This window comes from Agrobacterium sp. CFBP 3001, from assembly GCF_027871605.1.
GTDB classification, from domain to species: Bacteria; Pseudomonadota; Alphaproteobacteria; order Rhizobiales; family Rhizobiaceae; genus Agrobacterium; species Agrobacterium leguminum.
The window spans coordinates 117235-143849 of record NZ_JAQAHD010000002.1 but is presented as its reverse complement, the minus strand read 5'-3'; the positions used below and the strand labels follow the sequence as shown (position 1 = coordinate 143849).

Annotated in this window: 29 protein-coding genes; 15 read left to right on the top strand and 14 right to left on the bottom strand. The window is 59.7% G+C overall.

The window, feature by feature from the left end:
• The first annotated feature begins 14 nt into the window (after positions 1-14).
• On the top strand, positions 15-665 hold the full coding sequence (locus PH605_RS04365) for an arylesterase (protein ID WP_142844384.1): 651 nt from the start codon (positions 15-17) through the stop codon (positions 663-665).
• 68 nt (positions 666-733) lie between these two features.
• Positions 734-1327: an RNA 2',3'-cyclic phosphodiesterase gene (gene thpR / locus PH605_RS04360; protein ID WP_142844383.1), complete on the top strand. Its 594-nt coding sequence runs from the start codon at positions 734-736 to the stop codon at positions 1325-1327.
• Here thpR and PH605_RS04355 read toward each other — a convergent pair.
• A complete protein-coding gene (locus PH605_RS04355; RefSeq protein WP_142844382.1) occupies positions 1261-1740 on the bottom strand; it encodes a low molecular weight protein-tyrosine-phosphatase in 480 nt (159 codons plus the stop codon). The two genes, thpR and PH605_RS04355, sit on opposite strands and share 67 nt — an antisense overlap.
• Before the next feature lie 58 nt (positions 1741-1798).
• Between PH605_RS04355 and PH605_RS04350 the strand changes: the two genes are divergently transcribed.
• From PH605_RS04350 to PH605_RS04320, 7 genes are all read left to right on the top strand, one after another.
• Complete coding sequence (locus tag PH605_RS04350; protein ID WP_003505045.1) at positions 1799-2104, top strand: 4a-hydroxytetrahydrobiopterin dehydratase; 306 nt, start codon at positions 1799-1801, stop codon at positions 2102-2104.
• A gap of 51 nt (positions 2105-2155) precedes the next feature.
• A complete protein-coding gene (locus PH605_RS04345) occupies positions 2156-2536 on the top strand; it encodes a YkvA family protein (protein ID WP_142844381.1) in 381 nt (126 codons plus the stop codon).
• A gap of 297 nt (positions 2537-2833) precedes the next feature.
• A complete protein-coding gene (locus tag PH605_RS04340; RefSeq protein WP_003523183.1) occupies positions 2834-3337 on the top strand; it encodes an invasion associated locus B family protein in 504 nt (167 codons plus the stop codon).
• A 266-nt stretch (positions 3338-3603) separates the two neighbouring features.
• Positions 3604-4776: a 23S rRNA (adenine(2503)-C(2))-methyltransferase RlmN gene (rlmN, locus tag PH605_RS04335; protein ID WP_081307996.1), complete on the top strand. Its 1173-nt coding sequence runs from the start codon at positions 3604-3606 to the stop codon at positions 4774-4776.
• A gap of 109 nt (positions 4777-4885) precedes the next feature.
• On the top strand, positions 4886-5839 hold the full coding sequence (locus tag PH605_RS04330; RefSeq protein WP_142844380.1) for an ABC transporter substrate-binding protein: 954 nt from the start codon (positions 4886-4888) through the stop codon (positions 5837-5839).
• A 107-nt stretch (positions 5840-5946) separates the two neighbouring features.
• On the top strand, positions 5947-6828 hold the full coding sequence (locus PH605_RS04325) for an ABC transporter permease (protein WP_003505036.1): 882 nt from the start codon (positions 5947-5949) through the stop codon (positions 6826-6828).
• A complete protein-coding gene (locus PH605_RS04320) occupies positions 6825-7619 on the top strand; it encodes an ABC transporter ATP-binding protein (protein WP_080856843.1) in 795 nt (264 codons plus the stop codon). Before PH605_RS04325 ends, PH605_RS04320 begins: the two co-directional genes overlap by 4 nt.
• Before the next feature lie 40 nt (positions 7620-7659).
• Here the strand turns inward: PH605_RS04320 and PH605_RS04315 are convergent, their stop codons facing one another.
• A complete protein-coding gene (locus tag PH605_RS04315; RefSeq protein ID WP_003523192.1) occupies positions 7660-8307 on the bottom strand; it encodes a LysE family translocator in 648 nt (215 codons plus the stop codon).
• Positions 8308-8435: 128 nt separating this feature from the next.
• Positions 8436-9290: an SDR family NAD(P)-dependent oxidoreductase gene (locus tag PH605_RS04310; RefSeq protein WP_031234585.1), complete on the bottom strand. Its 855-nt coding sequence runs from the start codon at positions 9288-9290 to the stop codon at positions 8436-8438.
• Positions 9291-9604: 314 nt separating this feature from the next.
• Here PH605_RS04310 and PH605_RS04305 point away from each other — a divergent pair, with 314 nt between their 5' ends.
• Positions 9605-10828 carry an argininosuccinate synthase gene (locus tag PH605_RS04305; RefSeq protein ID WP_125145327.1) on the top strand — a complete coding sequence of 408 codons (1224 nt, stop codon included), beginning with the start codon at positions 9605-9607 and terminating at the stop codon, positions 10826-10828.
• A gap of 55 nt (positions 10829-10883) precedes the next feature.
• Here the strand turns inward: PH605_RS04305 and PH605_RS04300 are convergent, their stop codons facing one another.
• Genes PH605_RS04300 through PH605_RS04290 form a run of 3 tightly spaced genes read right to left on the bottom strand, consistent with a single transcriptional unit; the run spans position 10884 to position 12705 of the window.
• On the bottom strand, positions 10884-12080 hold the full coding sequence (locus PH605_RS04300) for a multidrug effflux MFS transporter (protein ID WP_193559568.1): 1197 nt from the start codon (positions 12078-12080) through the stop codon (positions 10884-10886).
• A 5-nt stretch (positions 12081-12085) separates the two neighbouring features.
• Positions 12086-12544 carry a MarR family winged helix-turn-helix transcriptional regulator gene (locus PH605_RS04295; protein WP_020813564.1) on the bottom strand — a complete coding sequence of 153 codons (459 nt, stop codon included), beginning with the start codon at positions 12542-12544 and terminating at the stop codon, positions 12086-12088.
• On the bottom strand, positions 12502-12705 hold the full coding sequence (locus PH605_RS04290; RefSeq protein ID WP_142844378.1) for a hypothetical protein: 204 nt from the start codon (positions 12703-12705) through the stop codon (positions 12502-12504). The genes PH605_RS04295 and PH605_RS04290 overlap by 43 nt, the downstream gene beginning before the upstream one ends.
• A gap of 191 nt (positions 12706-12896) precedes the next feature.
• Here PH605_RS04290 and PH605_RS04285 point away from each other — a divergent pair, with 191 nt between their 5' ends.
• The 4 genes from PH605_RS04285 to ppa all read left to right on the top strand — a co-directional run bounded on the left by PH605_RS04285 (position 12897) and on the right by ppa (position 18367).
• Positions 12897-14957 carry a M3 family metallopeptidase gene (locus tag PH605_RS04285; RefSeq protein ID WP_142844377.1) on the top strand — a complete coding sequence of 687 codons (2061 nt, stop codon included), beginning with the start codon at positions 12897-12899 and terminating at the stop codon, positions 14955-14957.
• A gap of 163 nt (positions 14958-15120) precedes the next feature.
• A complete protein-coding gene (gene typA / locus PH605_RS04280; protein ID WP_065656937.1) occupies positions 15121-16941 on the top strand; it encodes a translational GTPase TypA in 1821 nt (606 codons plus the stop codon).
• Between the two features lie 216 nt (positions 16942-17157).
• Positions 17158-17664, top strand: a complete 507-nt coding sequence (locus tag PH605_RS04275; protein WP_003523484.1) for a GNAT family N-acetyltransferase — start codon at positions 17158-17160, stop codon at positions 17662-17664.
• Between the two features lie 169 nt (positions 17665-17833).
• Entirely contained in the window at positions 17834-18367 is a 534-nt protein-coding gene (ppa, locus tag PH605_RS04270) for an inorganic diphosphatase (protein WP_003523485.1), read from the top strand.
• Positions 18368-18472: 105 nt separating this feature from the next.
• Here the strand turns inward: ppa and PH605_RS04265 are convergent, their stop codons facing one another.
• The gene (locus tag PH605_RS04265) at positions 18473-18784 is read right to left on the bottom strand and encodes a DUF167 domain-containing protein (RefSeq protein ID WP_161987767.1); all 312 of its coding nucleotides are present in this window, start codon (positions 18782-18784) and stop codon (positions 18473-18475) included.
• Positions 18781-19071, bottom strand: a complete 291-nt coding sequence (locus tag PH605_RS04260; protein ID WP_003523487.1) for a YggT family protein — start codon at positions 19069-19071, stop codon at positions 18781-18783. Before PH605_RS04260 ends, PH605_RS04265 begins: the two co-directional genes overlap by 4 nt.
• A 246-nt stretch (positions 19072-19317) precedes the next feature.
• On the opposite strand from PH605_RS04260, the gene PH605_RS04255 reads away from it, so the two are divergent.
• The gene (locus PH605_RS04255; protein WP_142844375.1) at positions 19318-20550 is read left to right on the top strand and encodes an MFS transporter; all 1233 of its coding nucleotides are present in this window, start codon (positions 19318-19320) and stop codon (positions 20548-20550) included.
• Between the two features lie 12 nt (positions 20551-20562).
• Here PH605_RS04255 and PH605_RS04250 read toward each other — a convergent pair whose 3' ends face one another.
• The 6 genes from PH605_RS04250 to hemC all read right to left on the bottom strand — a co-directional run bounded on the left by PH605_RS04250 (position 20563) and on the right by hemC (position 26598).
• Positions 20563-21294: a glutamine amidotransferase gene (locus tag PH605_RS04250; RefSeq protein WP_080856838.1), complete on the bottom strand. Its 732-nt coding sequence runs from the start codon at positions 21292-21294 to the stop codon at positions 20563-20565.
• Positions 21284-21772, bottom strand: coding sequence for a tellurite resistance TerB family protein (locus PH605_RS04245; protein ID WP_080856837.1), 489 nt, complete (start codon positions 21770-21772; stop codon positions 21284-21286). Before PH605_RS04245 ends, PH605_RS04250 begins: the two co-directional genes overlap by 11 nt.
• Before the next feature lie 14 nt (positions 21773-21786).
• Positions 21787-23403, bottom strand: a complete 1617-nt coding sequence (locus tag PH605_RS04240; protein ID WP_142844374.1) for a heme biosynthesis protein HemY — start codon at positions 23401-23403, stop codon at positions 21787-21789.
• Between the two features lie 4 nt (positions 23404-23407).
• Positions 23408-24850, bottom strand: a complete 1443-nt coding sequence (locus PH605_RS04235) for a COG4223 family protein (protein WP_142844373.1) — start codon at positions 24848-24850, stop codon at positions 23408-23410.
• Positions 24851-24923: 73 nt separating this feature from the next.
• Positions 24924-25664 carry a uroporphyrinogen-III synthase gene (locus tag PH605_RS04230; RefSeq protein ID WP_142844372.1) on the bottom strand — a complete coding sequence of 247 codons (741 nt, stop codon included), beginning with the start codon at positions 25662-25664 and terminating at the stop codon, positions 24924-24926.
• 4 nt (positions 25665-25668) lie between these two features.
• Positions 25669-26598: a hydroxymethylbilane synthase gene (gene hemC, locus PH605_RS04225; RefSeq protein ID WP_142844371.1), complete on the bottom strand. Its 930-nt coding sequence runs from the start codon at positions 26596-26598 to the stop codon at positions 25669-25671.
• Positions 26599-26615: the final 17 nt, after the last annotated feature.

Sequence of the window (26615 nt, the reverse complement as noted above, 5' to 3'; positions counted from 1 at the left end):
TTAGGAAAGCCGTGATGAGATTTAAAGCTGCCCTGTTTCACTTCATCGTCATTTTTGCCGCCGCCTTTTCCGCAACTGTTGTCATGGCTCAGGAGCGGACATTGCAGCTGGTCGGACTCGGCGACAGCCTGATGGCCGGCTATCAGCTCCCCCCCAATGACAGCTACACCGCACAGCTTGAGGCTGCATTAAAGGGCAAGGGCGTCAACGTCGCCATCGCCAATGCCGGTGTGTCCGGCGATACCTCTTCCGGTGGTCTGGCGCGGGCGGACTGGTCGGTTCCCGACGGTACGGACGGGGTCATCCTGGAACTCGGCGCCAATGATGCGCTGCGTGGAATCCCCCCCGAACAGACCGAAAAGAACCTCGACACCATCATTTCCGGTTTTCAGAAGCGCAACATAGCCGTGTTGCTGGTCGGCATTATGGCGCCGCCGAATATGGGCGATGATTATGCCAGGCGCTTTAATCCGATCTTTCCGAAGCTCGCCGAAAAATACAACCTGCCGCTTTATCCCTTCTTTCTGGACGGCGTGGTGACGGATGATGCGCTGAAGCTGGACGACAAGATGCACCCCAATACGAAGGGTGTGGCGATGATGGTCGAAAAATCTTTGCCGGCTGTTGAAAGCTTCATCACGACAATCGGTGCGCAAAAAAAATAAGCACTTGCGCCCGCCTGCATTGCGTGATTCGCTATGCTTGTTCTGCCAAGAGATTCGGGGAGCTCGCCATGCCGAGACTGTTTACCGCCCTCGAAATTCCGCGCAATGCGGCTATGAGCCTCTCATTGTTGCGCGGTGGTCTGCCGGGAGCCCGGTGGATCGATGTGGAGAATTATCACATAACCCTGCGTTTTATCGGTGACATCGACGGGCGGACCGCCGATGAGGTGGTGGACAGGCTGGACCGGATCGAAAGGCCGGAATTCCAGCTCAGTCTCACCGGTATGGGGTCCTTCGGTTCCAAGAAACCGCATTCCATCTGGGCCGGGGTTTCTCCCTCGCCGGAAATGCATGCGCTTCAGGCGGAAATCGAGCGGATCTGCCAGAGGATCGGTCTCCCGCCCGATCCGCGCAAGTTCATGCCGCATGTCACGCTGGCGCGGTTGCGCTCCTACCGCGTGGACGACGTGGTGCAGTATCTTTCCGGACGCGGCAACTTCCGCACCTCGCCCTTCACGGTCGGCCGTTTCGTGCTGATGTCGTCGAAGGAATCGGTGGGCGGCGGACCCTATATCGTTGAAGAGGCGTTTCCGCTTCACGAGGCGCGGTCCAGCTCCATTTTTTCGAGCAACGATCTGCATCCTGCCAAGAGCATGTTGTAGACCTTGAGGAACCCGTCCTCGGCCCCGTAATAGGGGTCGGGGACGTTCTCGCGACGGCCAGTGGCATAGTCCATGAAGAGATGGATCTTGTGCCGCTGTCTTTCCGGGCTTGATTGCAGCAGGTTCGCCAGATTGTTTTCGTCCATGGCGAGTATCAGGTCGAAGGCCTCGAAATCCGCAGGGGTGACCTGTCTCGCCCGCTGCCTGGAAATATCGACGCCATGCCGTCGCGCCATGGCAATGGATCGCGGATCGGGTGCGTCACCCGCGTGCCAGCCGCCGGTGCCGGCGGAATCGATGGTAAGCTGATCAGACATGGCCGCGCCGTCGGCAAGGTGTCTCAAAACCCCTTCGGCCAGCGGTGAACGGCAGATATTGCCCATGCAGACAAAAAGAATAGCTGTATGTTTCATGGAATATGCGTCGATCCGGTCGTTGAAGCGTTAATGGGTCTCAAGCGGAGGCAAGTTAATGAAATATCCCAGACTCGAGCCGGACGCCATCCGGCAGGCCCTGTCGAAACTCGAGGGCTGGTCCCTGCGCGAGGACGGCGCGGCTATCGTTCGGTCCTTCAAGTTTTCAAGTTTTGCGGAAGCCTTCGGTTTCATGGCCGAATCCGCACTTGTCGCGGAAAGGCTCAATCACCATCCCGAATGGTCCAATGTCTATTCGCGGGTCAAGGTCTGCCTTACCACCCATGATTCGCAGGGTGTGACGGAGCGGGATTTTCTTCTGGCCGAGGCCATGCAAAAGGCGGCTGCGGGCCGAAGCAATTGAACGGCGGACCTTAAATCCCATATAATAGCCGTGACCGGAGGACCGTCGATCATGGATGATGTGAAAATCGGTGAAATTCTTCTGCCGGGTGAAACCGACAGGCAGCATGAGCGCGAGACTGTGGTGCGGGCGAAATTCTGGCCCAAGCTGAAGCGCGTGATGTCGAAGGTGCCTTTCGCACGCGATGCGGCGGCTGCCTATTATTGCGCGATCGACCGCGATACGCCGCTGCGCGCCAAGGGTATCATTCTGGCGGCGCTCGCCTATTTCATCATGCCGATGGATGCCGTGCCGGATGTGCTGGCCGTTATCGGATTCACCGACGATATTGCCGTCATCACGGCGGCGCTCGCCATGATCCGCGCCCACATCAAGATGGAGCATTACGAGGCGGCTGACGCCATGCTGAAACGGCAGCAGGAAGCCGGGTAACGCCTCTGTGATCTGGCTGTTCGGGTGAGCCCGACGGGCGACAAATTCTTGCCTGAATTTATGTGTCATACACACGGAGGAAGGGTGTTTCGCGCCCTTCTCCTCAGGGCGTCGGGAGTCGCCAATCTGTAACACCGCAAGACGTTTCCGGCATTTTATGCGTGTTGTTGACGGTTTGGTAACCGCTTCCCGACCACAATGAGAAAAGACGATCCGCACCTGAACGTGGCCGATCCAGAAAATGGAGCCCGCCGCTGCTTCGGGCTAATGGAAGACAATAACCCGGCAGGAAATTCTATGTTTGTAAGAAGTGTAGCAACCGCAGCGGCCATTTTGCTGACCAGCGTCGGCGTAGCATCTGCACAGTCGCCCACGCGCATCCAGCAGTTCAATGCGTGGGGTGCCTATTCGTACAAATCGGGCAACAGCACCGTCTGCTACGTTCTTTCCATTCCGACCGCCAAGGAACCGGCAAGCGTCGATCACGGCGATATCTTCTTCATCGTCTCGCAGCGTCCCGGCCAGAACATTTCCTATGAGCCGCAGGCCATGGTGGGTTATCCGCTGAAGCAGGGTTCCAAGGTCAATGTGACGATCGACAACAAGAACTTTGTCATGTTCACCAAGGACAAGGCAGCCTGGGTTGAAAACGCTGCTGAAGAACCGGCACTCGTCGCCGCCATGAAGGGCGGCAAGTCGATGACCGTCAAGGCAGTTTCCGGCCGGGGCACGGCGACCTCCTATTCCTATTCGCTGTCGGGTATTTCGGCGGCTCTCAAGCAGATCGAGAGCTGCAAGTAACCCTGACGCTTTATCGCATTCGACAATGGCCGGTCATTGACCGGCCATTTGCGTTTTTGCTTGTTTGATGCTAAAGGCGCGGCAACATTGACAGGCGGATGCGCGAAAAGTGCTCCGCCTTTGATTTTCTCGACATGCAGACGATTTTCCGCCTATCCGACAGGCTGGTCGTGCGATGCATGGAATGGTGGGATAGCGTGATGTCCGTAATGCAAGCCCCTGCCGGCCTGGCAGTCAAAACCCCGCTGATCGCCAATAGCGATCTGATGTCCGGCAAGCCGTCGCTGATTGGCCTGACGCGTGAGGACATGGGCGAGGCGCTGGCCGAGATCGGCGTGCCGCAGAAGCAGGTGAAGATGCGCGTCAGCCAGTTGTGGAACTGGCTTTATGTGCGCGGCGTCTCCGATTTCGACAACATGACCAATGTCGCCAAGGAGCTTCGCGAGAAGCTGAAGGCGGCCTTCACCATCGCCCGCCCGGAAATCGTCGAGGAGCAGATCTCCAATGACGGTACCCGCAAATGGCTGATGCGGTTCCCGCCGCGCGGTGCGGGACGTCCGGTCGAAATCGAGACGGTCTATATTCCCGAAGAGGGTCGCGGTACGCTGTGCATTTCGAGCCAGGTGGGCTGTTCGTTGACCTGTTCCTTCTGTCACACCGGCACCCAGCGCCTCGTGCGCAACCTGACGGCTGAGGAAATCCTCTCCCAGCTTCTGCTGGCCCGTGATCGGCTCGGCGATTTCCCTGATGGTTCGACGCCGGTAGGCGCTTATGTGCCGAGTGAAGGCCGCAAGGTCTCCAACATCGTGATGATGGGCATGGGCGAGCCGCTTTATAATTTCGAGCATGTGAAGACCGCGCTTCTGATTGCCACCGATGGCGATGGCCTGTCGCTCTCCAAGCGTCGCGTCACGCTCTCCACCTCGGGCGTTGTGCCGGAAATCTTCCGCACCGGCGATGAGATCGGCGTGATGCTGGCGATTTCGCTGCATGCGGTGCGCGACGAGCTGCGCGACATGCTGGTGCCGATCAACAAGAAATATCCGCTGAAGGAACTGATCGACGCCTGCCGCAAATATCCGGGCCTTTCCAATGCCCGCCGCATCACCTTCGAATATGTGATGCTGAAGGATGTGAATGACAGTCTGGAAGACGCCAAGATGCTGGTGCAGCTTCTGAAGGGCGTTCCGGCCAAGATCAACCTCATTCCGTTCAACCCATGGCCGGGCACGAACTATCAGTGCTCGGACTGGGCGCAGATCGAGAAGTTCGCCGATTTCATCAATCAGGCGGGTTATGCTTCGCCGATCCGCACGCCGCGCGGTCGCGATATTCTCGCTGCCTGCGGCCAGCTGAAGTCGGAATCCGAGCGCATGCGCAAGACCGAAAGGTTGGCTTTCGAGGCGATGATGATCGCCAACCATGGCGCGGATGACTGAATAAGCCGCAATTGCCGCCTGAAAGCTTGTTTTGCAGCGGTTCTCCGATTGATTTCGGGCTGTCTTGTTCCTAAGAAGACGAAAACAGGGAACCAACAGGAGGATATCCATGCGCGCATTCATTCTGGCTCTCGCTGCCGCGAGCGCCCTCGTTCTGCCGGCCAAGGCTGAAAACGTCACCGTCGCCGTCACCGCCATCGTTGAACATCCGGCGCTTGATGCCGCCCGTGATGGCGTCAAAGCCGCGCTTGCCGAGGCTGGTTACAAGGAAGGCGAGAACCTCAAGTTCCTTTATGAGTCCGCGCAGGGCAATCCCGGCACCGCGGCGCAGATCGCCCGCCAGTTCGTAGGCGATGCGCCCAACGTCATCGTGCCAATCTCGACGCCGTCCGCGCAGGCCGTCGTTGCCGCCACGCGCGACATTCCGGTCGTCTTCACGGCGGTTTCCGATCCGGTCGGCGCACAGCTCGTCAAGGACATGCAAAAGCCCGGCCGCAACGTGACCGGCCTTTCCGACATGCTGCCGGTTGGCGAACATCTGGCGCTCATCAAGGAAATCTCCCCGAACGCCAAGTCGATCGGCTTCATCTACAATTCGGCCGAGGCCAACTCCGTTTCGACGCTGGCCCTCTTGAAGGCCGAAGCCGAGAAGGCGGGTCTCAAGGTTGTTGAATCCGTCGCCACCAAGTCCGCAGAAGTGCAGGGCGCAACCCGCGCGCTGGTCGGCAAGGCCGATGTGATCTACGTTCCGACCGACAACACCATCGTTTCCGCTTTCGAAGCGGCTGCCAGTGTTGCTTCCGAAGCCAAGATCCCGCTTTACGCCGCCGATACGGATTCCGTCGCCCGCGGTGCGGTTGCCGCCCTCGGCTTCAACTATTTCGACGTGGGCAAGCAGACCGGTGCCGTCGTCGTCCGCATCCTCAAGGGTGAAAAGCCGGGAGATATTCCGGCAACCGTTGCTGTCGGCACTGATCTGGTGATCAACAAGAAGGCCGCCGAAAAAGCTGGCGTTACCTTCCCGGAAAGCATCACCAAGCGCGCCACCAAGGTCATCGACTGAACCGAAACCAGACTGAATAACGGGCGGCGGCAAATTCGCCGCCCGTTTTACGTGGCACGAGATGGTGCCCGTCTCCGCCTGATGGCGGCAATAACAAGGACATTACCGTGAGCCAAATCGCCTTCTGGGGTGCCGTGGAGCTGGGACTGGTCTTCGCTTTCGTGGCGATCGGCGTTTATCTCGCTTTCCGGGTGCTTGATTTTCCTGACCTGACCGTGGACGGTTCGTTTCCGCTCGGCGCCGCCGTGGCTGCCGTGCTGATCATCGCCGGTCTAAATGCCTGGGTTGCGACGGCGATTGCGATGGTGGCCGGTGCCGCCGCCGGCATCGTGACCGCGACGCTCAACGTTCGTTTCAAGATCCTCAACCTGCTTGCCTCGATCCTGACGATGATCGCGCTGTTTTCCGTCAATCTGCGCGTGATGGGAAAGCCGAATGTCGCGCTGCTCAATCAGGATACGATGATCTCGCCGTTTTACGGCCTCGGCCTGTCGGAATATCTGGTGCGGCCGCTGTTCGTCGGCGCACTGGTGCTGATCGCGGTCATCCTCGTCTGGCGTTTCCTTGAAAGCGATGCGGGCCTTGCCATGCGCGCGACGGGTGCCAATGCCCGGATGGCGCGGGCGCAGGGCGTGAAGACCGGCAACCAGATTTACCTCGGCATGGCGCTTTCGAATGCGCTGGTCGCTCTCGGCGGCGCGCTGTTTGCGCAGACCAACGGCTTTGCGGATGTGACCTCCGGTGTCGGCACCATCGTCGTCGGCCTTGCCGCCGTCATCATCGGCGAAACGCTGTTCGGCGCGCGCGGCATTCTGATCGCGCTGATCGGCTGCGTTTTCGGCTCCATCGCCTATCGTCTCGCCATCCAGCTTGCCCTGTCGAGCGATGTGCTGGGCCTCAAGGCGTCCGATCTCAATTTCGTAACGGCGGTATTGGTGGCAATCGCATTGATCCTGCCCCGACTGCGCCGCGGGGGAGCAACATCGTGATTTCCCTTTCCGATATCCAGGTTGTCTTCGGACGCGGCACGCCGCTGCAGAAGCAGGCGCTCTCCAAGATCGATCTCACCATCGAGGATGGCTCCTTCGTCACCGTCATCGGCTCCAATGGCGCTGGCAAATCGACGCTGCTCGGCGTTCTGGCGGGCGACGTCCTGCCGACGGCGGGCAAGGTGATGATCGGCGGCGCCGATGTTACCCGCAAACCGACCGCCAGCCGGGCTGGGCGAGTGGCGCGCGTGTTTCAGGACCCGCTGGCGGGCAGCTGCGGCGCGCTCACCATTGAGGAAAATCTGGCGCTCGCAGCGTCGCGGGGCGAGCGTCGCGGCCTTCTGCCGGCGCTTGGGCGCGGCCGCCGGGATTTCTTCAAGGAGCGCATTGCCTCGCTCAATCTCGGGCTGGAAAATCGCTTGAAGGACCGCATGGACCTTCTGTCCGGCGGTCAGAGGCAGGCGGTCTCGCTCGTCATGGCGACACTGTCCGGCTCGGATGTGCTGCTGCTCGATGAGCATACGGCTGCTCTCGATCCCGGCATGGCCGAATTCGTGATGGAGCTGACCCGCAAGGTCGTGGCTGAGCGCAAGCTGACGACGCTGATGGTCACCCATTCCATGCGTCAGGCGCTGGATTATGGCACGCGTACAATCATGCTGCATGCCGGTGAGATCGTGCTCGACGTCTCCGGTGACAGCCGCAAGGATCTCGAGGTCGAGGACCTGATCGACATGTTCCGCAAGATACGCGGCCAGAAGCTCGACGATGATGAGCTGCTGATCGGTTGATTGTAAAAAGGCGCCGTAAGGCGCCTTTTTTAATTTGCCGTCAGCGCGCCTGCGTGAAGAAAATCTTGACGGCAAAAAGCGAAAAGACGCCGGCGATCGTATAATCCAGTCCGCGCAGAATTTTCCGGTTGCGTTGCAGCCAGGCTGAAAGAACATCTGCGGCGATCACGATGCCGATGCCAATCGGCAGCGCGACGATGATCGACCAGATGCCGAGGAAGATCAGCTTGCCGGTTACATGCGGGTCGGATGCGCTGACGAATTGTGGCAGAAAGGTCATGAAAAAGATGATGATCTTCGGGTTCAGCAAGTTCACCCAGATGCCGTTTAACAGCGCTGATTTCAGCGAGGACTGCGCTTTTTCGCCGGTGCTTTTCACCATCACGAAATCCGAGCCCTTGCGGATCGCCTGAATGGCGAGCCAGACGAGATACGCGGCCCCGCCGGTCTTCAGGATCATGAAAGCCGTCGGCGAAGCGACGATGAGGGCGGCGACGCCGAAGGCGACGAGCATCGTATGCACGGTAATACCGATATTGGTTCCCAGAAGCGTCATGAAACCCGCCGTCCGGCCCTCGCGCAGGGAGCGGCTGATCCACAGCGTCATGTCAGGCCCCGGCGTCACCGCCAGAAGCAGAATGGCGATGGTGAAGGCGATCAATGTTGGCAGGCCTGGAACGAAATCCATCGCGGCACCCGTAAAATCTGGAGGTTGCCGTGCTTAACGCGATTTCGCGCTTCTGCCAATGTTTTTGAGCGCCAATGCATCGGCGCGAAAAGCCGCCGCAACGGTCACATCGCGGCGGCCCGGAACATTCAGTTTTTCAGGAAGCTGGTGAAGGCGGCGGAGTATTCCGTGTGCCAGCGTGACAGCGGCGGGCGGTTCTGGACGATGTCATAGGCCGCCCAGAGAATGCGTTTTTCATCCGTCGGGCGGTCCACCTCGCCATCCGGGCAGAGAATGTAGAAATCACCGCGGCCGATGCTTTCGACCATGAAGTCGACGGTCTGTTCGCCGGTCCATGCGCCCTCCGGCTTTTCCGTTCTGCCATGGGCGGTGAGGCCGGTGAAGACATAACCGGGGATCAGCAGATGGGCGGAAACCGAGCCGTTCGGAATATTGCGCAATTCGTGCTGAAGCGCTTCCGTGAAGGTTTTGACGCCGGATTTCGAGACATTGTAGGCGGGATCGCCGGGAGGCGTGGTGATGCCCTGTTTCGAGCCAGTATTGATGATGAGCGCCGGCTCGCCATGGGCGATCATGCCCTGGCCGAAAACGCGGCTGCCGTTCACGACGCCCATCAGATTGACGTTGATGATTTTTTCCCAATTGGCCTGTGGGCCGAAAATGGCGCTGCCGGGCTGAATGCCGGCGTTGTTCATCAGGACGTGGACGCGTCCGAAACGCTGGATCACGGCGCGCTCCAGCGCCTCCAGTTCATCGAGTTTGGATATGTCGGTCGGGATGGCGACGATCTGCGCTTCGCCGTCCTTTGCGACGGCCAGGATATCCGCATGGGCTGCGGCAAGCCTGTCGCCGTCGAGATCGACGAGCACGACACTCATGCCGAAACCGGCGAATTTGCGGGCGGCGGCAAGTCCGATGCCGGATGCCGCACCGGTGATGACAGCGACATTATCTTCCTTGAATGCGGGGTGGATGGTCGTCATAGGTTTCTCCTTCGCGTCGTTTCGGCTGTTTCCAGCGGTTTGCAACGTTGCCTGAACCTGAGTGGCTTCATTCACGGTCTTCAAGTCGATCGCGCCGCTTATGATAAAGCGCGAATTTTCATAATGCATGTGACAATTGCTTCGTTCCCATCGATGCGCCCGGTGATCGCCCACTGTCGTACCCGCCCATCAATTGTTTTGTCGCTTATCTCACGGAAAAGCGCTTCACACATTTCGGGTTGCACTGTAAAAGTGCCGAAATCCCAAGGAAATGGCGGTGTCCCAATGCCGTCATCATGCAGATGGACATCACTATGGCACTTCCGAAAGACGTTAAGAAAGTCGTTCTCGCCTATTCCGGCGGTCTCGACACCTCGATCATCCTGAAATGGCTTCAGACGGAACTCGGCGCGGAGGTCGTGACCTTCACCGCCGATCTCGGCCAGGGCGAAGAACTTGAGCCGGCGCGCAAGAAGGCCGAGATGCTGGGCATCAAGGAAATCTTCATCGAGGACGTCCGCGAAGAGTTCGTGCGTGATTTCGTGTTCCCGATGTTCCGCGCCAACGCCGTTTATGAAGGCGTCTATCTGCTCGGCACCTCCATTGCCCGTCCGCTGATTTCCAAGCACCTGATCGAAATCGCCAAGAAGACCGGCGCCGACGCCATCGCCCATGGCGCCACCGGCAAGGGCAACGACCAGGTCCGTTTCGAGCTTTCGGCCTATGCGCTGAACCCGGATATCAAGATTATCGCTCCCTGGCGCGACTGGACGTTCAAGAGCCGTACCGACCTCTTGAACTTCGCCGAACAGCACCAGATTCCGGTTGCCAAGGACAAGAAGGGCGAGGCGCCTTTCTCGGTCGACGCCAACCTGCTGCACTCCTCTTCCGAGGGCAAGGTTCTGGAAGATCCGGCGCAGGAAGCACCGGAATATGTGCATATGCGCACCATTTCCCCGGAAGCCGCGCCCGACAAGGCAACCGTCATCAAGATCGGTTTCCGCAAGGGCGATGCCTGCTCTATCAACGGCGTCGAAATGTCGCCGGCGACGCTTCTTGCGACGCTGAACAACTATGGCCGCGAAAACGGCATCGGTCGCCTCGATCTGGTCGAGAACCGCTTCGTCGGCATGAAGTCGCGCGGCGTTTACGAGACGCCCGGCGGCACCATCCTGCTTGCCGCGCATCGCGCCATCGAATCCATCACGCTTGACCGGGGTGCAGCCCACCTCAAGGACGAGCTGATGCCGCGTTACGCCGAGCTCATCTATTACGGCTTCTGGTTCTCGCCAGAGCGCGAAATGCTGCAGGCGCTGATCGACAAGAGCCAGGAACATGTGGAAGGCGAAGTGACCCTGAAGCTCTACAAGGGCAATGTCATGGTAACCGGCCGCGAGAGCGCCAAGTCGCTCTATTCCGACGCGCTGGTGACCTTCGAGGACGACCACGGCGCTTATGACCAGAAGGATGCGGCAGGCTTCATCAAGCTCAACGCGCTGCGTCTTCGTACGCTCGCAAAGCGCAATATCAGCAAGTAATTCTGCTGGAATGGACATAATGAGACCCCGCTGGCGGCGACGCCGGCGGGTTTTTTCATGTCTCTCGTCTGGAGACGATGCGGAAGCCGATATAGCTGGCGATTGCGGTGAATTCCATCACGGGGATGATGATGCCGAAGCCGGTCAACGGCGAACCGATAAGCGAGGCTGCGGCACCGCCCGCAAACCCCGACCCCATCTGAATGAACCCCATCATCGCCGATGCCGAGCCGGCAATATGTGGGAATGGGGCGAGGGCCGCCGTCACCATGGATGGCGTCAATAAGGCGATGCCGACCGTCGCCACCGCCACGGGTCCCATGATCGAAAGAAAGGATGGCGGTATCAGGAACACCGACAGCAGGATAAGGAGACCGCCTGTTCCCGAAAAACAGAGGCCGAGGACGACCGAACGGCGGTCGCCCAGCCGCGGTGCGATATAACGCAGGGCGATTGAGCCGAAGAAATAAGCGCCGGTCTGCATCAGCATGCCGATGCCGAAGGCGGTGGGTGTCATGCCGACCTTGTTGATGAGGATGAAGGTCAGCATGGTCGCCTGCGCATAAAGCGCGCCGATGGAACCGCCGAGCACCAGTGCGGCCAGAAGAAAACGCGGCTCGGTGAGCAATGTCCCATAGGCCGACAGGAGGCGGTGCGGGCGGATCAGGTTCTTGTCCGGGCTCGTCGTCTCGCGCAGGAAGACCACGACGGAAAAGATGGCGATGGCCCCGAGGCCGGCCATGAGGAAAAATACCGATTGCCACCCGAAAGCCGCAAGCGAAAGCCCGCCGATGGTCGGGCCCATGGCGGGGCCAACGGCCAGCATGATGCCAATGAGGTTCATGATGCTGGAGGCTTCTGCGCCCGTGAATTGATCGCGCACGATGGCGCGCGCCACCGTCATGCCGACGGAGGCGCCAATGCCCTGAACAAGCCGGGCGAAGAGCAGCACTTCAATTGTTGGGGCAAAGATCGCCAGCAGTCCACCGCCCAGAAAGATGGAGAGGAAGACGAGACTCGCCTTTCGCCGACCGAAGGCATCGGATGCCGGACCGGCGAGTAGCTGGGCGATGGCGAAACCGGCGAAATAAAGCGAGAGGCTGAGTTTGACGGCGGATTCAGTGGTGGAGAAAACCCGCGTCAGTTCCGGCATGGCCGGTGTGTAGATCGCCATGGAAATCGGCGCCAGCGCCGTCAGCAACGCACCGAGTATGGCCGTGCGCTTTCTGGACATGATCGTTTCTGGCGACATTGCGATCAGCAGCTCTGGCCCGGCTGTTCCGGCTGGAGATTGTTGCGAAGGGTCTGCAGGAAGCTGCGGAAAAGCGCGACTTCTTCTTCGTTCAGGCCCTGCGTGGCGTGACGGACGAGTTCATCGATTTCCTGGCGCACGGCTTCCAGCATGTCGGTGGAGTTTTTTGTCAGCACGATGCGCTTGGAGCGCCTGTCCTGCGGGTCCTGCTGGCGTTCGATGAGATCGAGAGATTGCAGCTTGTCGAGATAGGCGCAGATCGTCATCGGCTCGATGCCGAGCCGGGCGGCGATATCCGACTGTTTGCTGCCATCAACGACGGCAACCGTCAGCAATGCGCGCGCTTCGCCGGGCGTCAGGCCCAGTCCGGCTTCAGAAATTCGGCGCTCAAACGCACTGTTCAGCAGGCGTGCGCCGCTGTTCAGTAAAAATGCCAATGAGTCTTTTTCGCGTTTAGTGCCCATGCTTCGCCTTTTCGTAAGTCAGCCTTACTAAAATCCCGGCGATAATCAATGGCGCATAAATCATATTGTTGAAAATCGAGTAAAGTATGTGTCAGTTCGATTGCGTTACGGTCGGCAACATAAACGACGATTGTTACGCCAAAGCAAAGAAGATCGGACATCCCGGTCCATATCGTCGGTCAAGTCCCTTACACAGGTCACCTGCCATCGGTATCCGGCGTCTGTGCCGGCAGTTGGGGCAAAAGCAAAAATCAGGTCGCAGCCAATCTTCCTTACACCAAAGTCCGGCATTGAATTGCCGGTGGAGGCGTGCCCATATGGGCTTAAACCGGAATCGTTCAAGGAAGATGAAATGCCATCCAAGACCGCGCTTTATCCCGCACTCGTTGACTGGAACGGCCACAATGGTCTGCCGAAATTCGATGCGGTCAGGGATGAGGATTTCGCTCCGGCCTTCGATGCCGCCCTTCTGTCCCACGAACAGGAAATCGATGCTATTGCCGGCAATGCTGAGGCCCCGAGCTTCGAAAACACCGTGACCGCGCTCGAAATCGCCGGAGACGATCTTTCGCGCATTTCGGCGCTGTTCTGGAACAGGGCAGGCGCCAATACCAATGGTGTGATCCAGGCGCTGGAGCGCGAGATCGCACCGAAACTGTCGCGGCACTATTCGAAGATCGGCATGAACGAAGCGTTGTTCAAGCGCATCGATACATTGTGGGAAAAGCGCGGAACGCTTGGGCTGACGGGTGAGGAAAGCCGCGTCCTTGAGCGGCACTGGAAGGGTTTCGTGCGCTCCGGCGCCAAGCTGCCGAAGGACCGGCAGGAACGCTTGGCGGCGATCAATGAGGAGCTTGCGGGTCTCGGTGCGAAATTCGGGCAGAATGTGCTGGCGGATGAAAAGAACTGGAAGCTTCTGCTTTCCACGGAAGAGGAACTTGCCGGTATTCCCGGTTTCCTGCGCGACGCGATGGCGGGTGCGGCCCGTGAGCATGGCGCGGACGGCAAATTTGCCGTCACCCTTTCCCGTTCCATCATCGAGCCTTTCCTGACCTTTTCCGAACGCCGCGATCTGCGCGAGCAGGCCTTCAGGGCCTGGGTGGCGCGCGGCGAGAATGGCGGCGAGACCGACAATCGCGATATCGTCCACCGCACGCTCGAACTGCGCGAGGAAAAGTCAAAGCTTCTCGGTTACGCGAATTTCGCCGCCTACAAGCTTGATGACACGATGGCGAAGACGCCGGATGCCGTGAACGGCCTTTTAGGGCAGGTCTGGGAAAAGGCCGTGCGCCGTGCGGGCGAGGAAGAGGCCGAACTGGCCGCAATCATCGCCGAGGAGGGCAGGAATCACGAAGTGCTGCCCTGGGACTGGCGGCATTATGCCGAAAAGTTGCGGGCACGGAAATTCAGCTTCTCCGAGGCGGAGTTGAAGCCTTATCTCCAGCTCGAAAAGATCATCGAGGCCTGCTTCGATGTGGCCGGGCGGCTGTTCGGGATTCGGGCGGTCGAAGTCAAAGGCGTCGCCGCCTATCACCCGGATGTGCGGGTTTTCGAAATCCGCGACGAAAAGGGCGGTCTGAAGGCCATGTTCCTCGGCGATTATTTCGCCCGCCCCTCCAAGCGCTCCGGCGCGTGGATGAGCTCCTTCCAGTCGCAGCACAAGCTGCCCTTGAAGAACGGCACGGTCGGAGAAATTCCGATCATCTACAATGTCTGCAATTTCGCCAAACCAGCCGAAGGCAAACCGGCGCTGCTTTCGCTCGACGATGCCCGCACGCTTTTTCACGAATTCGGCCACGCGCTGCATGGCATGTTGTCAAATGTCACTTACCCCTCCGTTTCCGGAACGGGCGTCTCGCGCGATTTCGTCGAATTGCCGTCGCAGCTTTACGAACATTGGCTGACGGTGCCGGAAATTCTGGAAAAATACGCCCTGCATTATGACACGGGCGCGCCGATGCCGAAGGCGCTGCTGGACAAGGTTCTGGCCGCGCAGACCTTCAATGCCGGTTTCAGCACGGTGGAATTCACCTCGTCGGCGATTGTCGACATGGCGTTCCACACGCGGGAAAACGTGAGCGATCCGATGGTTGTGCAGGGTGAGGTGCTCTCCACCCTGAACATGCCGAAGTCTATCGTCATGCGGCATGCGACCCCGCATTTCCAGCACGTTTTCTCCGGCGATGGATATTCGGCAGGCTATTATTCCTACATGTGGTCGGAAGTTCTGGATGCCGATGCCTTTTCGGCCTTCGAGGAAACCGGCAATCCCTTCGATGGCGAGATGGCGCGCAAGTTGAAAGACAATATCTATTCCGTCGGCGGTTCCATCGATCCGGAAGAGGCCTATCTTGCTTTTCGCGGCAAGATGCCAAGCCCGGACGCCATGCTTTTGAAGCGTGGTCTGGCATAAGGGTCCGGTATAAAAGACTGTCATATTTCTGAGCTAGAACCTGAGTGCAGGGGGCTTATGACAAGGCCCCCCCTTTCGCATTTGCAAAAAAAAGGTTATGAGCGCGCCAAACTAAATTGGCGTTTCTCATTAATATAGCGCCCAACCTCAGAGATTTTGAACAATGGCACTTCGCAACATCGCGATCATCGCGCACGTTGACCATGGAAAAACGACGCTCGTGGACGAGCTCCTGAAGCAGTCCGGCTCGTTCCGCGACAACCAGCGTGTCGCCGAGCGCGTGATGGATAGCAACGATCTCGAAAAGGAACGTGGCATCACCATTCTCGCCAAGGCGACCTCGGTGGAGTGGAAGGGTGTCCGCATCAACATCGTCGACACCCCCGGCCACGCCGACTTCGGCGGTGAAGTCGAGCGTATCCTGTCGATGGTGGACGGTGCGATCGTTCTGGTCGATAGCTCGGAAGGCCCGATGCCGCAGACCAAGTTCGTGGTCAGCAAGGCGCTGAAGGTTGGTCTTCGCCCGATCGTCGCGATCAACAAGATTGACCGTCCAGATGGGCGTCATGAAGAAGTCATCAACGAAGTCTTCGACCTCTTTGCCAACCTCGACGCCACCGACGAGCAGCTCGACTTCCCGATCCTCTACGGTTCCGGCCGTGACGGCTGGATGAACGTCAACCCGGAAGGTCCGAAGGATCAGGGTCTTGCGCCGCTGCTCGATCTGGTTCTTGAGCACGTTCCGGAGCCCAAGGTAGAAGAGGGCCCGTTCCGCATGATCGGCACGATCCTTGAAGCCAACAACTTCCTCGGCCGCATCATCACCGGCCGCATCGCGTCCGGTTCGATCAAGCCGAACCAGGCTGTGAAGGTGCTTGGCCAGGACGGCAAGACAATTGAAACAGGCCGCATTTCCAAGATCCTCGCCTTCCGCGGTATCGAGCGCACGGCAATTGAGGAGGCCCATGCGGGTGACATCGTCGCCATCGCCGGTCTTTCCAAAGGCACCGTCGCCGACACCTTCTGTGATCCGTCGGTTACCGAGGCGATGCAGGCACAGCCGATTGACCCGCCGACCGTCACCATGTCGTTCATCGTCAACGACAGCCCGCTGGCTGGCACCGAAGGCGACAAGGTTACGAGCCGCGTTATCCGTGACCGCCTGTTCAAGGAAGCAGAAGGTAACGTTGCGCTGAAGATCGAAGAAGCCGAAGGCAAGGATTCGTTCTTCGTTTCCGGTCGTGGCGAATTGCAGCTGGCGGTTCTGATCGAAACCATGCGTCGCGAAGGCTTCGAGCTTGCCGTTTCGCGTCCGCGCGTCGTGATGCACAAGGATGAGAACGGCACCCTCTTGGAGCCGATCGAAGAAGTCGTGATCGACGTTGATGAAGAACATTCCGGCGTCGTCGTCCAGAAGATGTCCGAGCGCAAGGCTGAAATGGCCGAGCTTCGTCCTTCCGGCGGCAATCGCGTTCGTCTGAAGTTCTATGCGCCGACCCGTGGCCTGATCGGCTACCAGTCGGAGCTTTTGACCGACACGCGCGGTACGGCGATCATGAACCGTCTGTTCCACGACTATCAGCCCTTCAAGGGCCAGATTGCCGGTCGCGTGAACGGCGTTCTCTTGTCGAACGGTTCGGGTGAAGCTGTTGCTTACGCCATGTTCAACCTGGAAGATCGTGGCCCGATGATCATCGAGCCGGGTGAGAAGGTCTATGCCGGTATGATTATCGGTATTCACTCTCGCGATAACGATCTCGAAGTGAACGTGCTGAAGGGCAAGCAGCTGACCAACATCCGCGCTGCCGGCAAGGATGAAGCCGTGAAGCTGACGCCGCCGATCCGCATGACGCTCGATCGCGCGCTTTCCTGGATTCAGGACGATGAGCTGATGGAAGTGACGCCGAAGTCCATCCGTTTGCGCAAGATGTTCCTGGACGCCAACGATCGCAAGCGTTTTGAAAAGGCCAAGCTCGCTGTCTGATTGCGGCTTGTCGTTATGAATTTGAAAGAACCCGGCCTTGAGCCGGGTTTTTTTATGCGTTCGTTTTTATGTGTGCATGAGTCGAAAGGTGCTTGTGCCAAAGGTTAAGGATGCGTTAATTTTTATCGGTCGTCCACATGAATAGGCTGTGGGTAAGCTTGCCGGCGTTAACCTTTATGACTGGTAAGTTTCCGTGGCCGGGGCCAGAATCGCGTTATGAAAACGTTATCCATCGATGTTCGCCGTGCTGAACCGCATGATGCGCGCGCCATTTCCGAGGCGCACCGTCTGTCGTGGCAACAGGCCTATGCCGGCCTTATCCCGCATCGGCCGTTGACGCAGATGCTCGAGCGTCGTGGAGAAGTTTGGTGGAAAAAGGCAACCAAAGGCTCCGCAACCATGCTGGTGGTAGAGGTGGCCGGTGTGGTCGCCGGATATGCGACACTGGGCCTCAGCCGGGCACGCGGGCTGCCGCAGGACGGCGAGATATACGAACTTTATCTCCGGCCGGAATATCAGGGCATCGGGCTTGGCTCGCTGCTGTTTACGGAAGCGCGCAGACTGCTGACCTCGCTTGGCTGCAACGGCATCGTTGTCTGGTGCCTTGAAGACAGCGATGTGGCCAACCGCTTTTTCCGCTCTCACGGTGGCCGCGATATCGCCGAAGGCATGGAAGATTTCGACGGCAAGTCGCTTCGCAAGGTCGGTTTCGTCTGGAACTGACAAACAATGCCGGGTGATTTGGCCTCGGGTTCATTCTCGCGGCCGGCCATGCGCAATTGCGATAGCCTCAAATCCCGCATTCTGCCTTATCCGCTCAAAGCCATGTTGCAATGCGGCGACTTTCCCAGTATCGAAAAACCAAATCCAACCCGTCGAATGAGGGAAGCGAATGCGTATCGATGCAATTTCCGTAGGCAAGAATCCGCCGGATGACGTGAATGTCATCGTTGAAGTGCCGGTCGGTGGACACCCGATCAAGTACGAGATGGACAAGGATGCCGGTGCGCTGATCGTCGATCGCTTCCTCTACACGCCTATGACCTATCCGGGTAACTATGGTTTCGTGCCGCACACCCTGTCTGACGATGGCGACCCGATCGACGTTCTCATCTGCAACACCCGTCCGCTGGTTCCGGGCTGCGTCATCAATGTCCGCCCCATCGGCGTGATGATCATGGAAGATGACGGCGGCAAGGACGAGAAGATCCTCGCCGTGCCGGTTCCGAAGCTGACGCGCCGTTACGACAAGGTCCACAATTACACCGACCTGCCGGAAATCACGCTGAAGCAGATCGAGCACTTCTTCGAGCACTACAAGGATCTGGAGCCCGGCAAGTGGGTGAAGATGGGCGGCTGGCAGGATGTCGACGTCGCCAAGAAGCTGATCGTCGAAGCCATCGAGCGCTACAAGGCGCAGGGCTGATCTAAAGCATGTCTCCCAAAAGTGTGCAGCGGTTTTGGGACCTAGACATGCTTAAAAACAAAGATTTAAAGCGCGTCGCATGAATCAGATTAGACGCGATGCGCTTTAGTTTTCGAGCTTTTTGAATAGCTCTTCGAAATCCTCCGGGTCGGTGTCGATGCGGAGGATTTTTTTACGCGCCGTTTCGCCTGAAACGAAGCTGATGGAGGATTTCGGCCGGCCGAGTTTTTTCGCCAGCAAAACAATCAGGGCTCTGTTGGCCTTGCCGCCTTCCGGCACGGCGCTGACGCGGGCCTTCAGATGCGCGTTTCCCTCCGCATCCTTTTCCACGCCGTCGACGGCGTTCCGCCCGCCATTCGGTGTGAGGCGGACGGTCAGGCGGACATGGTCGCTATGCTTCTGCCAGCAGGTGCTCAAGCGACCATCGGGTAAAGCGTGTTCCACATGAAGGAGCGGATGAAGAAGATGATCAGGAGAACGATGATCGGCGAAATGTCGATGCCGCCGAGATTGGGCAGAATGCGGCGGATGGGGCGCAGAACCGGTTCCGTGACATTGAACAGAAAGCTGCCGATGGCGTTCACGAACTGGTTGCGGGAATTGATGACGTTGAAGGCGTAAAGCCAGGAAAAAATAGCGCTGGCGATCAGCACCCACGTATAGAGGTTCAAGGCCAGATCGATGGTCTGAAACAGGGCAAGCATCAATATCTCCGTATCTTGGTTGCAAGACATTTAGACATTGAACCGTGAACCGGCAAGTGTTGCGCCAGATCGTAATGATCTTTGGTCTGAGCGACCGGCGATCATCACAATCTGGCTCGTGCCTTTGCAGCGGGATTTCAGACGAAAACCGCTCACACTTTTCGTCATCCCGTCAGTGAGGGCTGGCGATTCCTGTGATATCGCTCTATTGCAAAGCTCTCATATTGTCTCGCGAGCACCCAGCCGATGTCCCTCCCTTCCGCCGAAAACCGTTTCGGTGCATTCCGGCACAGTTCCTATCGCCGCTTTTTCAGCGCCCGGTTTTTTTCGGCCTTCGCCATCCAGATCGTCAGCGTCTCGGTCGGCTGGCAGATGTATGAGGTGACCGGCAACGCCTTTTATCTCGGCCTGATCGGTCTTTTCCAGTTTCTGCCGTCGCTGCTTCTGATCCTCGTCACCGGAACGGTCGCCGACCGGCACAATCGTCGGCGCATCATGTCCATATGCCTGCTGATTGCGGCGCTGTGCGCTGCCGCTCTTCTGGGTCTTACGCTGACGCACAGCTTTTCCCCCTGGCCGGTCTTCGCCATTCTTGTCGTCTTCGGCATAGAGCGCGCCTTCATGGGGCCGGCGGTTCAGTCGCTGGCGCCCAATCTCGTGCCGGTAGAGGATTTGCCGAACGCCATCGCCTGGAATTCCTCTTCGTGGCAGATGGCGTCCATTCTCGGTCCCGTCGCCGGCGGCCTGCTTTATGGCCTCGGTGCTTCCGTCGCCTATAGTGTGGCATTCGTGCTCTTCATCGTATCGGCGGCGCTTGCGGTGACGATCCGCAAGCCGGAACAACGCGGCCCGGCAAAAGCCATCAGTCTCGAAACCATGCTCGCCGGGTTCAAATTCATCGCGCAGGAAAAAATCGTTCTCGGTGCGATCTCGCTCGATCTTTTCGCGGTGCTGCTGGGCGGCGCGGTGGCGCTGATGCCGATTTTTGCCAAGGAAGTGCTGACGCTCGGGCCATGGGGCCTCGGGCTTCTGCGGGCAGCACCCGGCATCGGGGCCATCACCGTTGCGGTCATTCTGGCCTTCAAGCCCATTCGTCACCACGCCGGTCTGCTGATGTTTACCGGCGTCGGCCTCTTCGGCATCTCCACCGTGGTCTTCGGGCTTTCGCAAACCGCGTGGCTGTCCATCGCCGCGCTGGTGGTCATGGGCGCATCCGACATGGTATCGGTTTATGTTCGCGAGACCCTGATCGCGCTGTGGACGCCGGATGAGGTGCGCGGGCGTGTGAATGCCGTGAACATGGTGTTCGTCGGCGCATCGAACGAGCTGGGCGAATTCCGCGCCGGCACCATGGCGCATGTCGTCGGGGCCGTACCGGCCGTTGTCATCGGCGGGGCGGGCACGCTTGCTGTGGCAATTATCTGGGCGCTCGGTTTCTCCAGGCTGCGCAAGATCGACAATCTGGATGCGCCGCACTGACGGCCACGGGCCTCAGCGCTGCGCCTTCCCCTCAAAAACGAGATCGAGGAAATTGCCCAGCCAGGCCCTGAGCGGCGTGTCGAACAGCATGCGGCCTTCCAGATGCTGGCTGCCCACCTGCGCATTGGGCATGCCGAAGCGCTGCGCGCCGCGCACCACCCAGCTATGCATCATGGCGCGGGTCAGCTCGGCGTGAAACTGCAGGCCCCAGGCATTTTTTCCATAGCGGTAGGCCTGATTGGGATAGGTCTCGCCGGAGGCCAGAAGTTCGGCTCCGCGCGGCAGCTCGAACCCTTCCTTGTGGAAATGATAGACCATCTTCGGCCAATGCGGCATCAGAAGCCGCCCATGTTCGGTGGCATGAAGCGGATACCAGCCGATCTCCACCTTGCCCTCCCTGTCGGGCTCCACCTTGCCGCCGAGATGTTTGGACAACATCTGCGCGCCGAGACAGATCCCGAGAAAGGGCTTGTTTTCCTTCAGCGGCACCTTCAGCCAGTCGATTTCGGCTTTGACGTAGTCATGAGAATCGTTAGCGCTCATCGGGCCGCCGAAGATGATGGCGCCCGCGTGTTTCTCCAGTGTCTGCGGCAGGTCATCGCCGAGTGCAGGGCGTCTTATATCCAGACGATAGCCTTTTTCCACAAGCATTTGGCCGACGCGGCCGGGCGTGGAACGTTCCTGATGCAGGACGATGAGCAGCGATGGTTGTTTTCTCTGTTGCCTGGAAGGGTCAAACAGCATCGTCGTCGTTTTCGCTTTCTTCAGCGGGCCCGGACCTCGTGGCGGCCTGCTGACGTTGCAGAACCCTGTCGCGCACGGATACACCAAGCAGGTCGGCGACTCGCCAGATCACATGGTCTTCCATTTCGCTTCGTTCGCCGTCAGCGTAAACAATATCCCATAATATGCCAATAAGCTCCACACGCTGCTCTTCATCGAGATGGCGGCGTATATCGGTGGTGAAGCGGTAATAATCGACGGCTTCCTTGCCGGCCTCCTGGCCCGCGGCGAGAAGCGCGTCCAACTTGCCGGCATCGAGATGGTAATAATCCTGCAGGATTTCGCGCAGGCGGTCGCGCTCGCTTTTCGAGACGGTGCCATCCGCTTCCATGACCTGGAAACAGAGGGCGGCCACCGCCACCCTCAGATCGTCCGGGCTGAAATCATCCCCATGCGGGCCGACGAGGTTCTGAATAAACGACTGTATTTGCTGGAACATCGATATCCTGTTCGTCAGAAGAGTTTGAGCCGGGTCTTGGGCTCGGCTTCCGCACCGGGTTTCTTGACGCCCGGATCATCCGGCGCGCCGCCGAAAAACGGCACGGCTTCCGCCTTTTCATCCGTGACACCGGTTTCCACTGGCGCTTCGATTGTGACCGGCTTTTTCTCCTGCGGGACCGATACGACCGGCTTGACCTCGATCGGTGCGGCCGGGGCCGGTTTCGGGTCGGCGGGCGTCTCCGGCGCGGTTTCGACAATGATCGTCTTCGCGGCCGGTTCGGCCCGTGCAGGCGCTGCGGCAATCGCGTTTTCGATTGTCAGGTCTTCAACGGGCGCTTCGAGCTGGCCGAAAGGTGCTTTCCATTCGAAAGCATCGAGACGGCCGGTGACCGGCGAGACCGGCAGCCATTTTTCCGAAACGATGCCGTCGGCCACCCAGGCGGGGTCGCGCGGCGCGCGCAGCGCCTGCGCCATCCAGTAGCGCACACGGCCCTGATCGCCGCTTTCGGCCTCCTCGATATCGGCCATCAGCAAGAAGATGCTCTCGCGAGGTTCGATCCGGGCGGCGGCCTCGGCCTTGGCTCGCGCCTTGGCGAATTCCTTGGCGTCGAGCGCCGCCTGCGCCACGGCGAACAGGGATTCGATGTTGTTGGGCTTCAGGCCCTCAAGCCGCTCAGCCCGTTTCAACCGGTCGATGGCGGTATCGCCGCTGCGTGCGCGGACATAAAGTTCGGCGATCTGCGGGTGCGGATCGTTCTTCCAGACGGGTTCCAGAACCGTGGCTGCCTTGCGCAGATTGTCTTCCCGGAGATAGGATTTCGCCGCGATCAGCGCTGCCGGAACCAGGCTCCTGGCAAGCTTGAGAGCGTGCTTGGCATCCTCGCGCGCGCCAACCGGATCGCTTTCCAGCTTTTCGCCGGCCTTGGCAGTAAGAAGCACGGCTTTCAGACGTTCCGCCTCACCGCGTTCAATGACGCCGGCTGCTTTCTGCTGGTCGAGCAGGCGGATGGCATCGTCCCACTGTCCGTTGCGGCAGCGGTTTTCCAGCGTCGCCTGCGCGGCCCAGGGCAGATAGGGGGCCTTTTCCGCTGCATCCTCGGCATATTGCTGGGCGGCTTCATAGGCGCCCTGACGGCGGGCCTCGATATAAAGGCCGCGAAGGCCAAGTTCGCGAGTCTCGGGATCGCGGGCCATGGCTTCGAATTTGCGCCGCGCCTCGTCATATTTGCCTTCGATGAGATCGGCCTGCGCATCGAGCAGATGGATCAGCGGCTCCTGATCGGCGCTGAGCAACCCTTGAGTACGGGCCGTCATCTTGCGGGCAAGGATGGCATTGCCGGCCCCGGCAGCGATGAGCCCTGTGGAGAGCGCCTGATAACCCCGGTCGCGCTTGCGGGCGCGGAAAAAACGACGGGCGGCATTGGGTGAGGTCCAGATGGCGTTGACGATCCACCAGACCAGCATGACGGCAGCGACCAGCGCCGCGATGATGGAGGCGGCGACCATCAGGCTCATTTCGATCAGCTGGCCCTGCCAGACGATGGAAAGGACGCCAGGCCTGTCGGCCAGCCAGGAGAAACCGAAGCCGAGAGCCAGAACGATAACGGCGAAAGTCAGAATTCTGGTCATGCCCTTACCCCTGCCTGCCGGTGCTGGTGATGGCGCGGTTCAACGTGCCGCCGACCAGATTCTCGACCTCGATGCGTGCATCCAGCGATTTCTTGTAATCGGCGGATGCCGTCTTGGCGGCATCGGGAAGCCCGTTCCATTCAAGTGCTGCGCCCTGCAGATCGCCGTTGCGCAGCTTGTTTTCCATGCGCGCGATCTTGGCCTCAGAGGTTTCGCCCTCGATATTTCCGACCGGACGCACCTTTACCAGCGAAAAAGCGCTTTCGGTCAGGCGTTCCATGATGCCCTGATTGGGGTCAGGCTGGTTGATCGCGGAAAGCATCGCATTGGCGACGTCAGGGAATTTCTGCATCAGTTCCGAACGTGACGGTACACCGGTTGCGGCGAAGGATTGCAGCGATGCGATGGCCGGATCGTCGGGCGTTACCTTGGACAGTGTGTCGAGTTCCGTCAGGAACGGCCCACCGCGATCGATCGCGGCCTTCAGCGCCGCGGAAGCGATGGCGCGGGCGACTTCGATATCGTCGCGCGGCTCGTTGATCTTGGCTTCCGCATCCGCAAGGCGGCGTGTCAGTTCCGCCGTCGCCGATGCCTGCGCGGATCGCTCCGACTGGAGGGTGGATTCCAGCGCGGCGATTTTTTCCGACAGCCCATCCACCTGCGGTGCCTCGCCCTTTGCGCCTTCGAGGGTTGCGATGCGCTGTTCCAGCGCGGAGGTGTCGCCGACCGGCGCATTGGCAAGCTGCTGCCGCAAGCTGCCGAGATCGGTTTTCAGTGCGGCGATTTCTTCGCTTCCCGCCCTGCCTGCATTGAAGGAGGGCAGGATGCCGGCATATTGCATGCTGCCGGCGGCGGCGAGCGCGACAAGGCCGCCGACGATACCTGCCGCGATCAGGCCGGAGGTCGCGGCCTGTTTGCGCTCCTCCTGCTGCGGTGTGGAGGGCTTTGCCGGCCCCGAGGAGGAGGAGGTCGCCGTCGTTGGTTTTGCAGCGGTGGCGCTGCTGGATGCTGTGGAGCCGAAGGCCGGCTTCGCAGCAGCTGCTGCGGCCGCAGCCGCGCTCGTGTCGGTGGTGCCCGTCGACGGTTTTGTATCGGCTTTAGGCGAAACGGGGGCCGGCGAGACGGGGTCTTTCTGCCTGTCTGCGGCGCTCTCAGCCTTCGGTGCCGTGGCTACGGATTCCGCTTTGCCGACATTGGGTTCGGGCTCGATAGGGGTTTTCTTGGGCTGGTCCCAGATGGGGGCGGCGTTTCCCGTTGCGGCTGCTTCGGGCTTTGTCTCCGAAACACCCGGCTCTGCGGTGGCCTCAGGTGTTTTGTCACCGGGCTTTTCGTCCGTCTTGGCAGCGTCCACGTCGGCGGAAATTGCTTTCACGTCTTTGGCGTCCAGGTCGATGGTGACCGGTTCGGCTTTGGACTTGGAGTGGCGTGGCGGCTTTCCCGATACCATGACAACCTCATTTCTGCCTGCAGTAATCTAAACCTAGTCAGTGACGGCGGCAAAGGAAAGAGGCGAGCTCGAATTAGGTTCCAGAGTTGTGGCGTAGAAGTTCAAACATCGCGGCTTCGCTCGGTTCTTCGGCGGCCTTGGCGTTTGCGCGGAAGATCTCCGGAACGAGAGAAAACACGTTGCGGCTGATGCAGATGAATTGTGTCGTTGCCAGCGCCGCCACGTATTTTTCCGTCGATACATGATGAAAAAACGCCCGCGCCGCTTCCGATGAATAGAGCAGGACCACATCGGCAGCGCTTTCGACAAGCGCCGTCTCTAGCATCGTCTCCGAAATGTCGGAGGGCAGCATCTCGTAACAATCGACCGTTCTGATCGGAATGCCGGCGGCGGTAAGGCCTTCCTCGAAGACGGCGCCACGGGGCCTGCCGGCGAGATAAAGCAGGGGCTCTTCTTCGGAAAATAGAGTCCGGTGCTCAGTCACCAGCGCGGTCAGACTCACGGCGTCGCCGGAGGCGGTTAAAATCCGTGCGAAGCCTGTTTTTCCCGCCGCTTCCGCCGTTGCTCCGCCGACGGCGAAAAGCGGTTTTGACAGATAGGGAGCCAGCCCGTCCCGTGATGTTTCCAGCGCCCGCAGCGCCTCGGCACTGGTCACCGCGATGGCCGCCAGCGGGGCGGATAGCGCCGAGACGGCGCGTTCGCCATGATGGGCGGGATAAAACAGCGGAAGAAGCACCGGCGCATGGCCAAGCGCTTCAAGCTTTGCGGCCGTCCTTTCGCCCGAACGTTGCGGCCGGGTGACGACGATCCGCATCGGCTCAGCTCCAGCCTTCGAAGAAATTGCTGCCCGCCTTGGCGCGCACGTCTTCGCCGGCCTGCCGGCCGAGCTTTGCCGCATCGCGGCGGTTGCCGGAGGCTTCGATGCCGTGGCTCGTTTGGCCATCGGGGGTGAGGATCAGGCCGGAAAAATGCAATTCCTCGCCATCGCAGGTGGCGTAGCCGGCAATCGGCGTGCGACAGGAACCATCGAGTGCTGCCAGAAAGGCGCGCTCGCAGGTCACGGCATCATGAGTGGGCCTGTCGTTTATGGGTGCGAGCAGTTCGTCCATGCGCGCATCGCCGATGCGGCTTTCCACGCCGATTGCGCCCTGGGCGGGAGCAGGAGGGAATTCCTTCGGGTCGAGAATTTCCGTCGGCACATTGTCCTTACCAAGTCTCTTCAGACCCGCAAAGGCGAGAAGCGTCGCATCCGCCTGGCCTTCCTCCAGCTTGCGCAGGCGGGTATCGACCTGACCGCGGAAGATGATAACGCTCAGATCCGGCCGCAGGCGGCGGATCAGCGCCTGGCGGCGCAGGGATGCGGAGCCGACCACGGCGCCCTGCGGCAGTTCCAGCAGCTTCGGTGCGGTGCGGCCGATGAAGGCGTCGCGTATGTCTTCGCGCGGCAGGAAAGCGGACAGATAGAGCCCTTCGGGCAGAAGGGTCGGCATGTCCTTGGAGGAATGCACGGCCATATCGAGTTCGCCGGATAGAAGCTGGCTTTCCAGCTCCTCGGTAAACAGGCCCTTGCCGCCGATCTCCGACAAAGCACGGTCGGTTATCCGGTCGCCCTTGGTGGACAGCACGACGATTTCGAACATTTCTTCCGGCAGGCCATGCGCCGCCATCAGCCGGTTGCGCGTCTCGTAAGCCTGCGCGAGCGCCAGCGGGCTGCCGCGCGTGCCGATTCGGAAAGGTTTTGTTTGCATCCGCGTCTATCCATTGT

Excerpts from the sequence above, each read along its gene's own strand:
- ppa (WP_003523485.1), top strand. The coding sequence starts at position 17,834 with ATGCGTATCGATGCAATTTCCGTAGGCAAGAATCCGCCGGATGACGTG.
- PH605_RS04365 (WP_142844384.1), top strand. The coding sequence starts at position 15 with ATGAGATTTAAAGCTGCCCTGTTTCACTTCATCGTCATTTTTGCCGCC.
- PH605_RS04250 (WP_080856838.1), bottom strand. The coding sequence starts at position 21,294 with ATGCTGTTTGACCCTTCCAGGCAACAGAGAAAACAACCATCGCTGCTC.
- PH605_RS04340 (WP_003523183.1), top strand. The coding sequence starts at position 2,834 with ATGTTTGTAAGAAGTGTAGCAACCGCAGCGGCCATTTTGCTGACCAGC.
- typA (WP_065656937.1), top strand. The coding sequence starts at position 15,121 with ATGGCACTTCGCAACATCGCGATCATCGCGCACGTTGACCATGGAAAA.
- PH605_RS04240 (WP_142844374.1), bottom strand. The coding sequence starts at position 23,403 with ATGACCAGAATTCTGACTTTCGCCGTTATCGTTCTGGCTCTCGGCTTC.
- hemC (WP_142844371.1), bottom strand. The coding sequence starts at position 26,598 with ATGCAAACAAAACCTTTCCGAATCGGCACGCGCGGCAGCCCGCTGGCG.
- PH605_RS04300 (WP_193559568.1), bottom strand. The coding sequence starts at position 12,080 with ATGTCGCCAGAAACGATCATGTCCAGAAAGCGCACGGCCATACTCGGT.
- PH605_RS04330 (WP_142844380.1), top strand. The coding sequence starts at position 4,886 with ATGCGCGCATTCATTCTGGCTCTCGCTGCCGCGAGCGCCCTCGTTCTG.
- PH605_RS04350 (WP_003505045.1), top strand. The coding sequence starts at position 1,799 with ATGAAATATCCCAGACTCGAGCCGGACGCCATCCGGCAGGCCCTGTCG.
- PH605_RS04255 (WP_142844375.1), top strand. The coding sequence starts at position 19,318 with ATGTCCCTCCCTTCCGCCGAAAACCGTTTCGGTGCATTCCGGCACAGT.
- PH605_RS04355 (WP_142844382.1), bottom strand. The coding sequence starts at position 1,740 with ATGAAACATACAGCTATTCTTTTTGTCTGCATGGGCAATATCTGCCGT.
- PH605_RS04285 (WP_142844377.1), top strand. The coding sequence starts at position 12,897 with ATGCCATCCAAGACCGCGCTTTATCCCGCACTCGTTGACTGGAACGGC.
- PH605_RS04295 (WP_020813564.1), bottom strand. The coding sequence starts at position 12,544 with ATGGGCACTAAACGCGAAAAAGACTCATTGGCATTTTTACTGAACAGC.
- PH605_RS04245 (WP_080856837.1), bottom strand. The coding sequence starts at position 21,772 with ATGTTCCAGCAAATACAGTCGTTTATTCAGAACCTCGTCGGCCCGCAT.
- PH605_RS04235 (WP_142844373.1), bottom strand. The coding sequence starts at position 24,850 with ATGGTATCGGGAAAGCCGCCACGCCACTCCAAGTCCAAAGCCGAACCG.
- thpR (WP_142844383.1), top strand. The coding sequence starts at position 734 with ATGCCGAGACTGTTTACCGCCCTCGAAATTCCGCGCAATGCGGCTATG.
- PH605_RS04345 (WP_142844381.1), top strand. The coding sequence starts at position 2,156 with ATGGATGATGTGAAAATCGGTGAAATTCTTCTGCCGGGTGAAACCGAC.
- PH605_RS04230 (WP_142844372.1), bottom strand. The coding sequence starts at position 25,664 with ATGCGGATCGTCGTCACCCGGCCGCAACGTTCGGGCGAAAGGACGGCC.
- PH605_RS04260 (WP_003523487.1), bottom strand. The coding sequence starts at position 19,071 with ATGCTTGCCCTGTTTCAGACCATCGATCTGGCCTTGAACCTCTATACG.
- PH605_RS04275 (WP_003523484.1), top strand. The coding sequence starts at position 17,158 with ATGAAAACGTTATCCATCGATGTTCGCCGTGCTGAACCGCATGATGCG.
- PH605_RS04310 (WP_031234585.1), bottom strand. The coding sequence starts at position 9,290 with ATGACGACCATCCACCCCGCATTCAAGGAAGATAATGTCGCTGTCATC.
- PH605_RS04305 (WP_125145327.1), top strand. The coding sequence starts at position 9,605 with ATGGCACTTCCGAAAGACGTTAAGAAAGTCGTTCTCGCCTATTCCGGC.
- PH605_RS04290 (WP_142844378.1), bottom strand. The coding sequence starts at position 12,705 with ATGTCCGATCTTCTTTGCTTTGGCGTAACAATCGTCGTTTATGTTGCC.
- PH605_RS04315 (WP_003523192.1), bottom strand. The coding sequence starts at position 8,307 with ATGGATTTCGTTCCAGGCCTGCCAACATTGATCGCCTTCACCATCGCC.
- rlmN (WP_081307996.1), top strand. The coding sequence starts at position 3,604 with ATGTCCGGCAAGCCGTCGCTGATTGGCCTGACGCGTGAGGACATGGGC.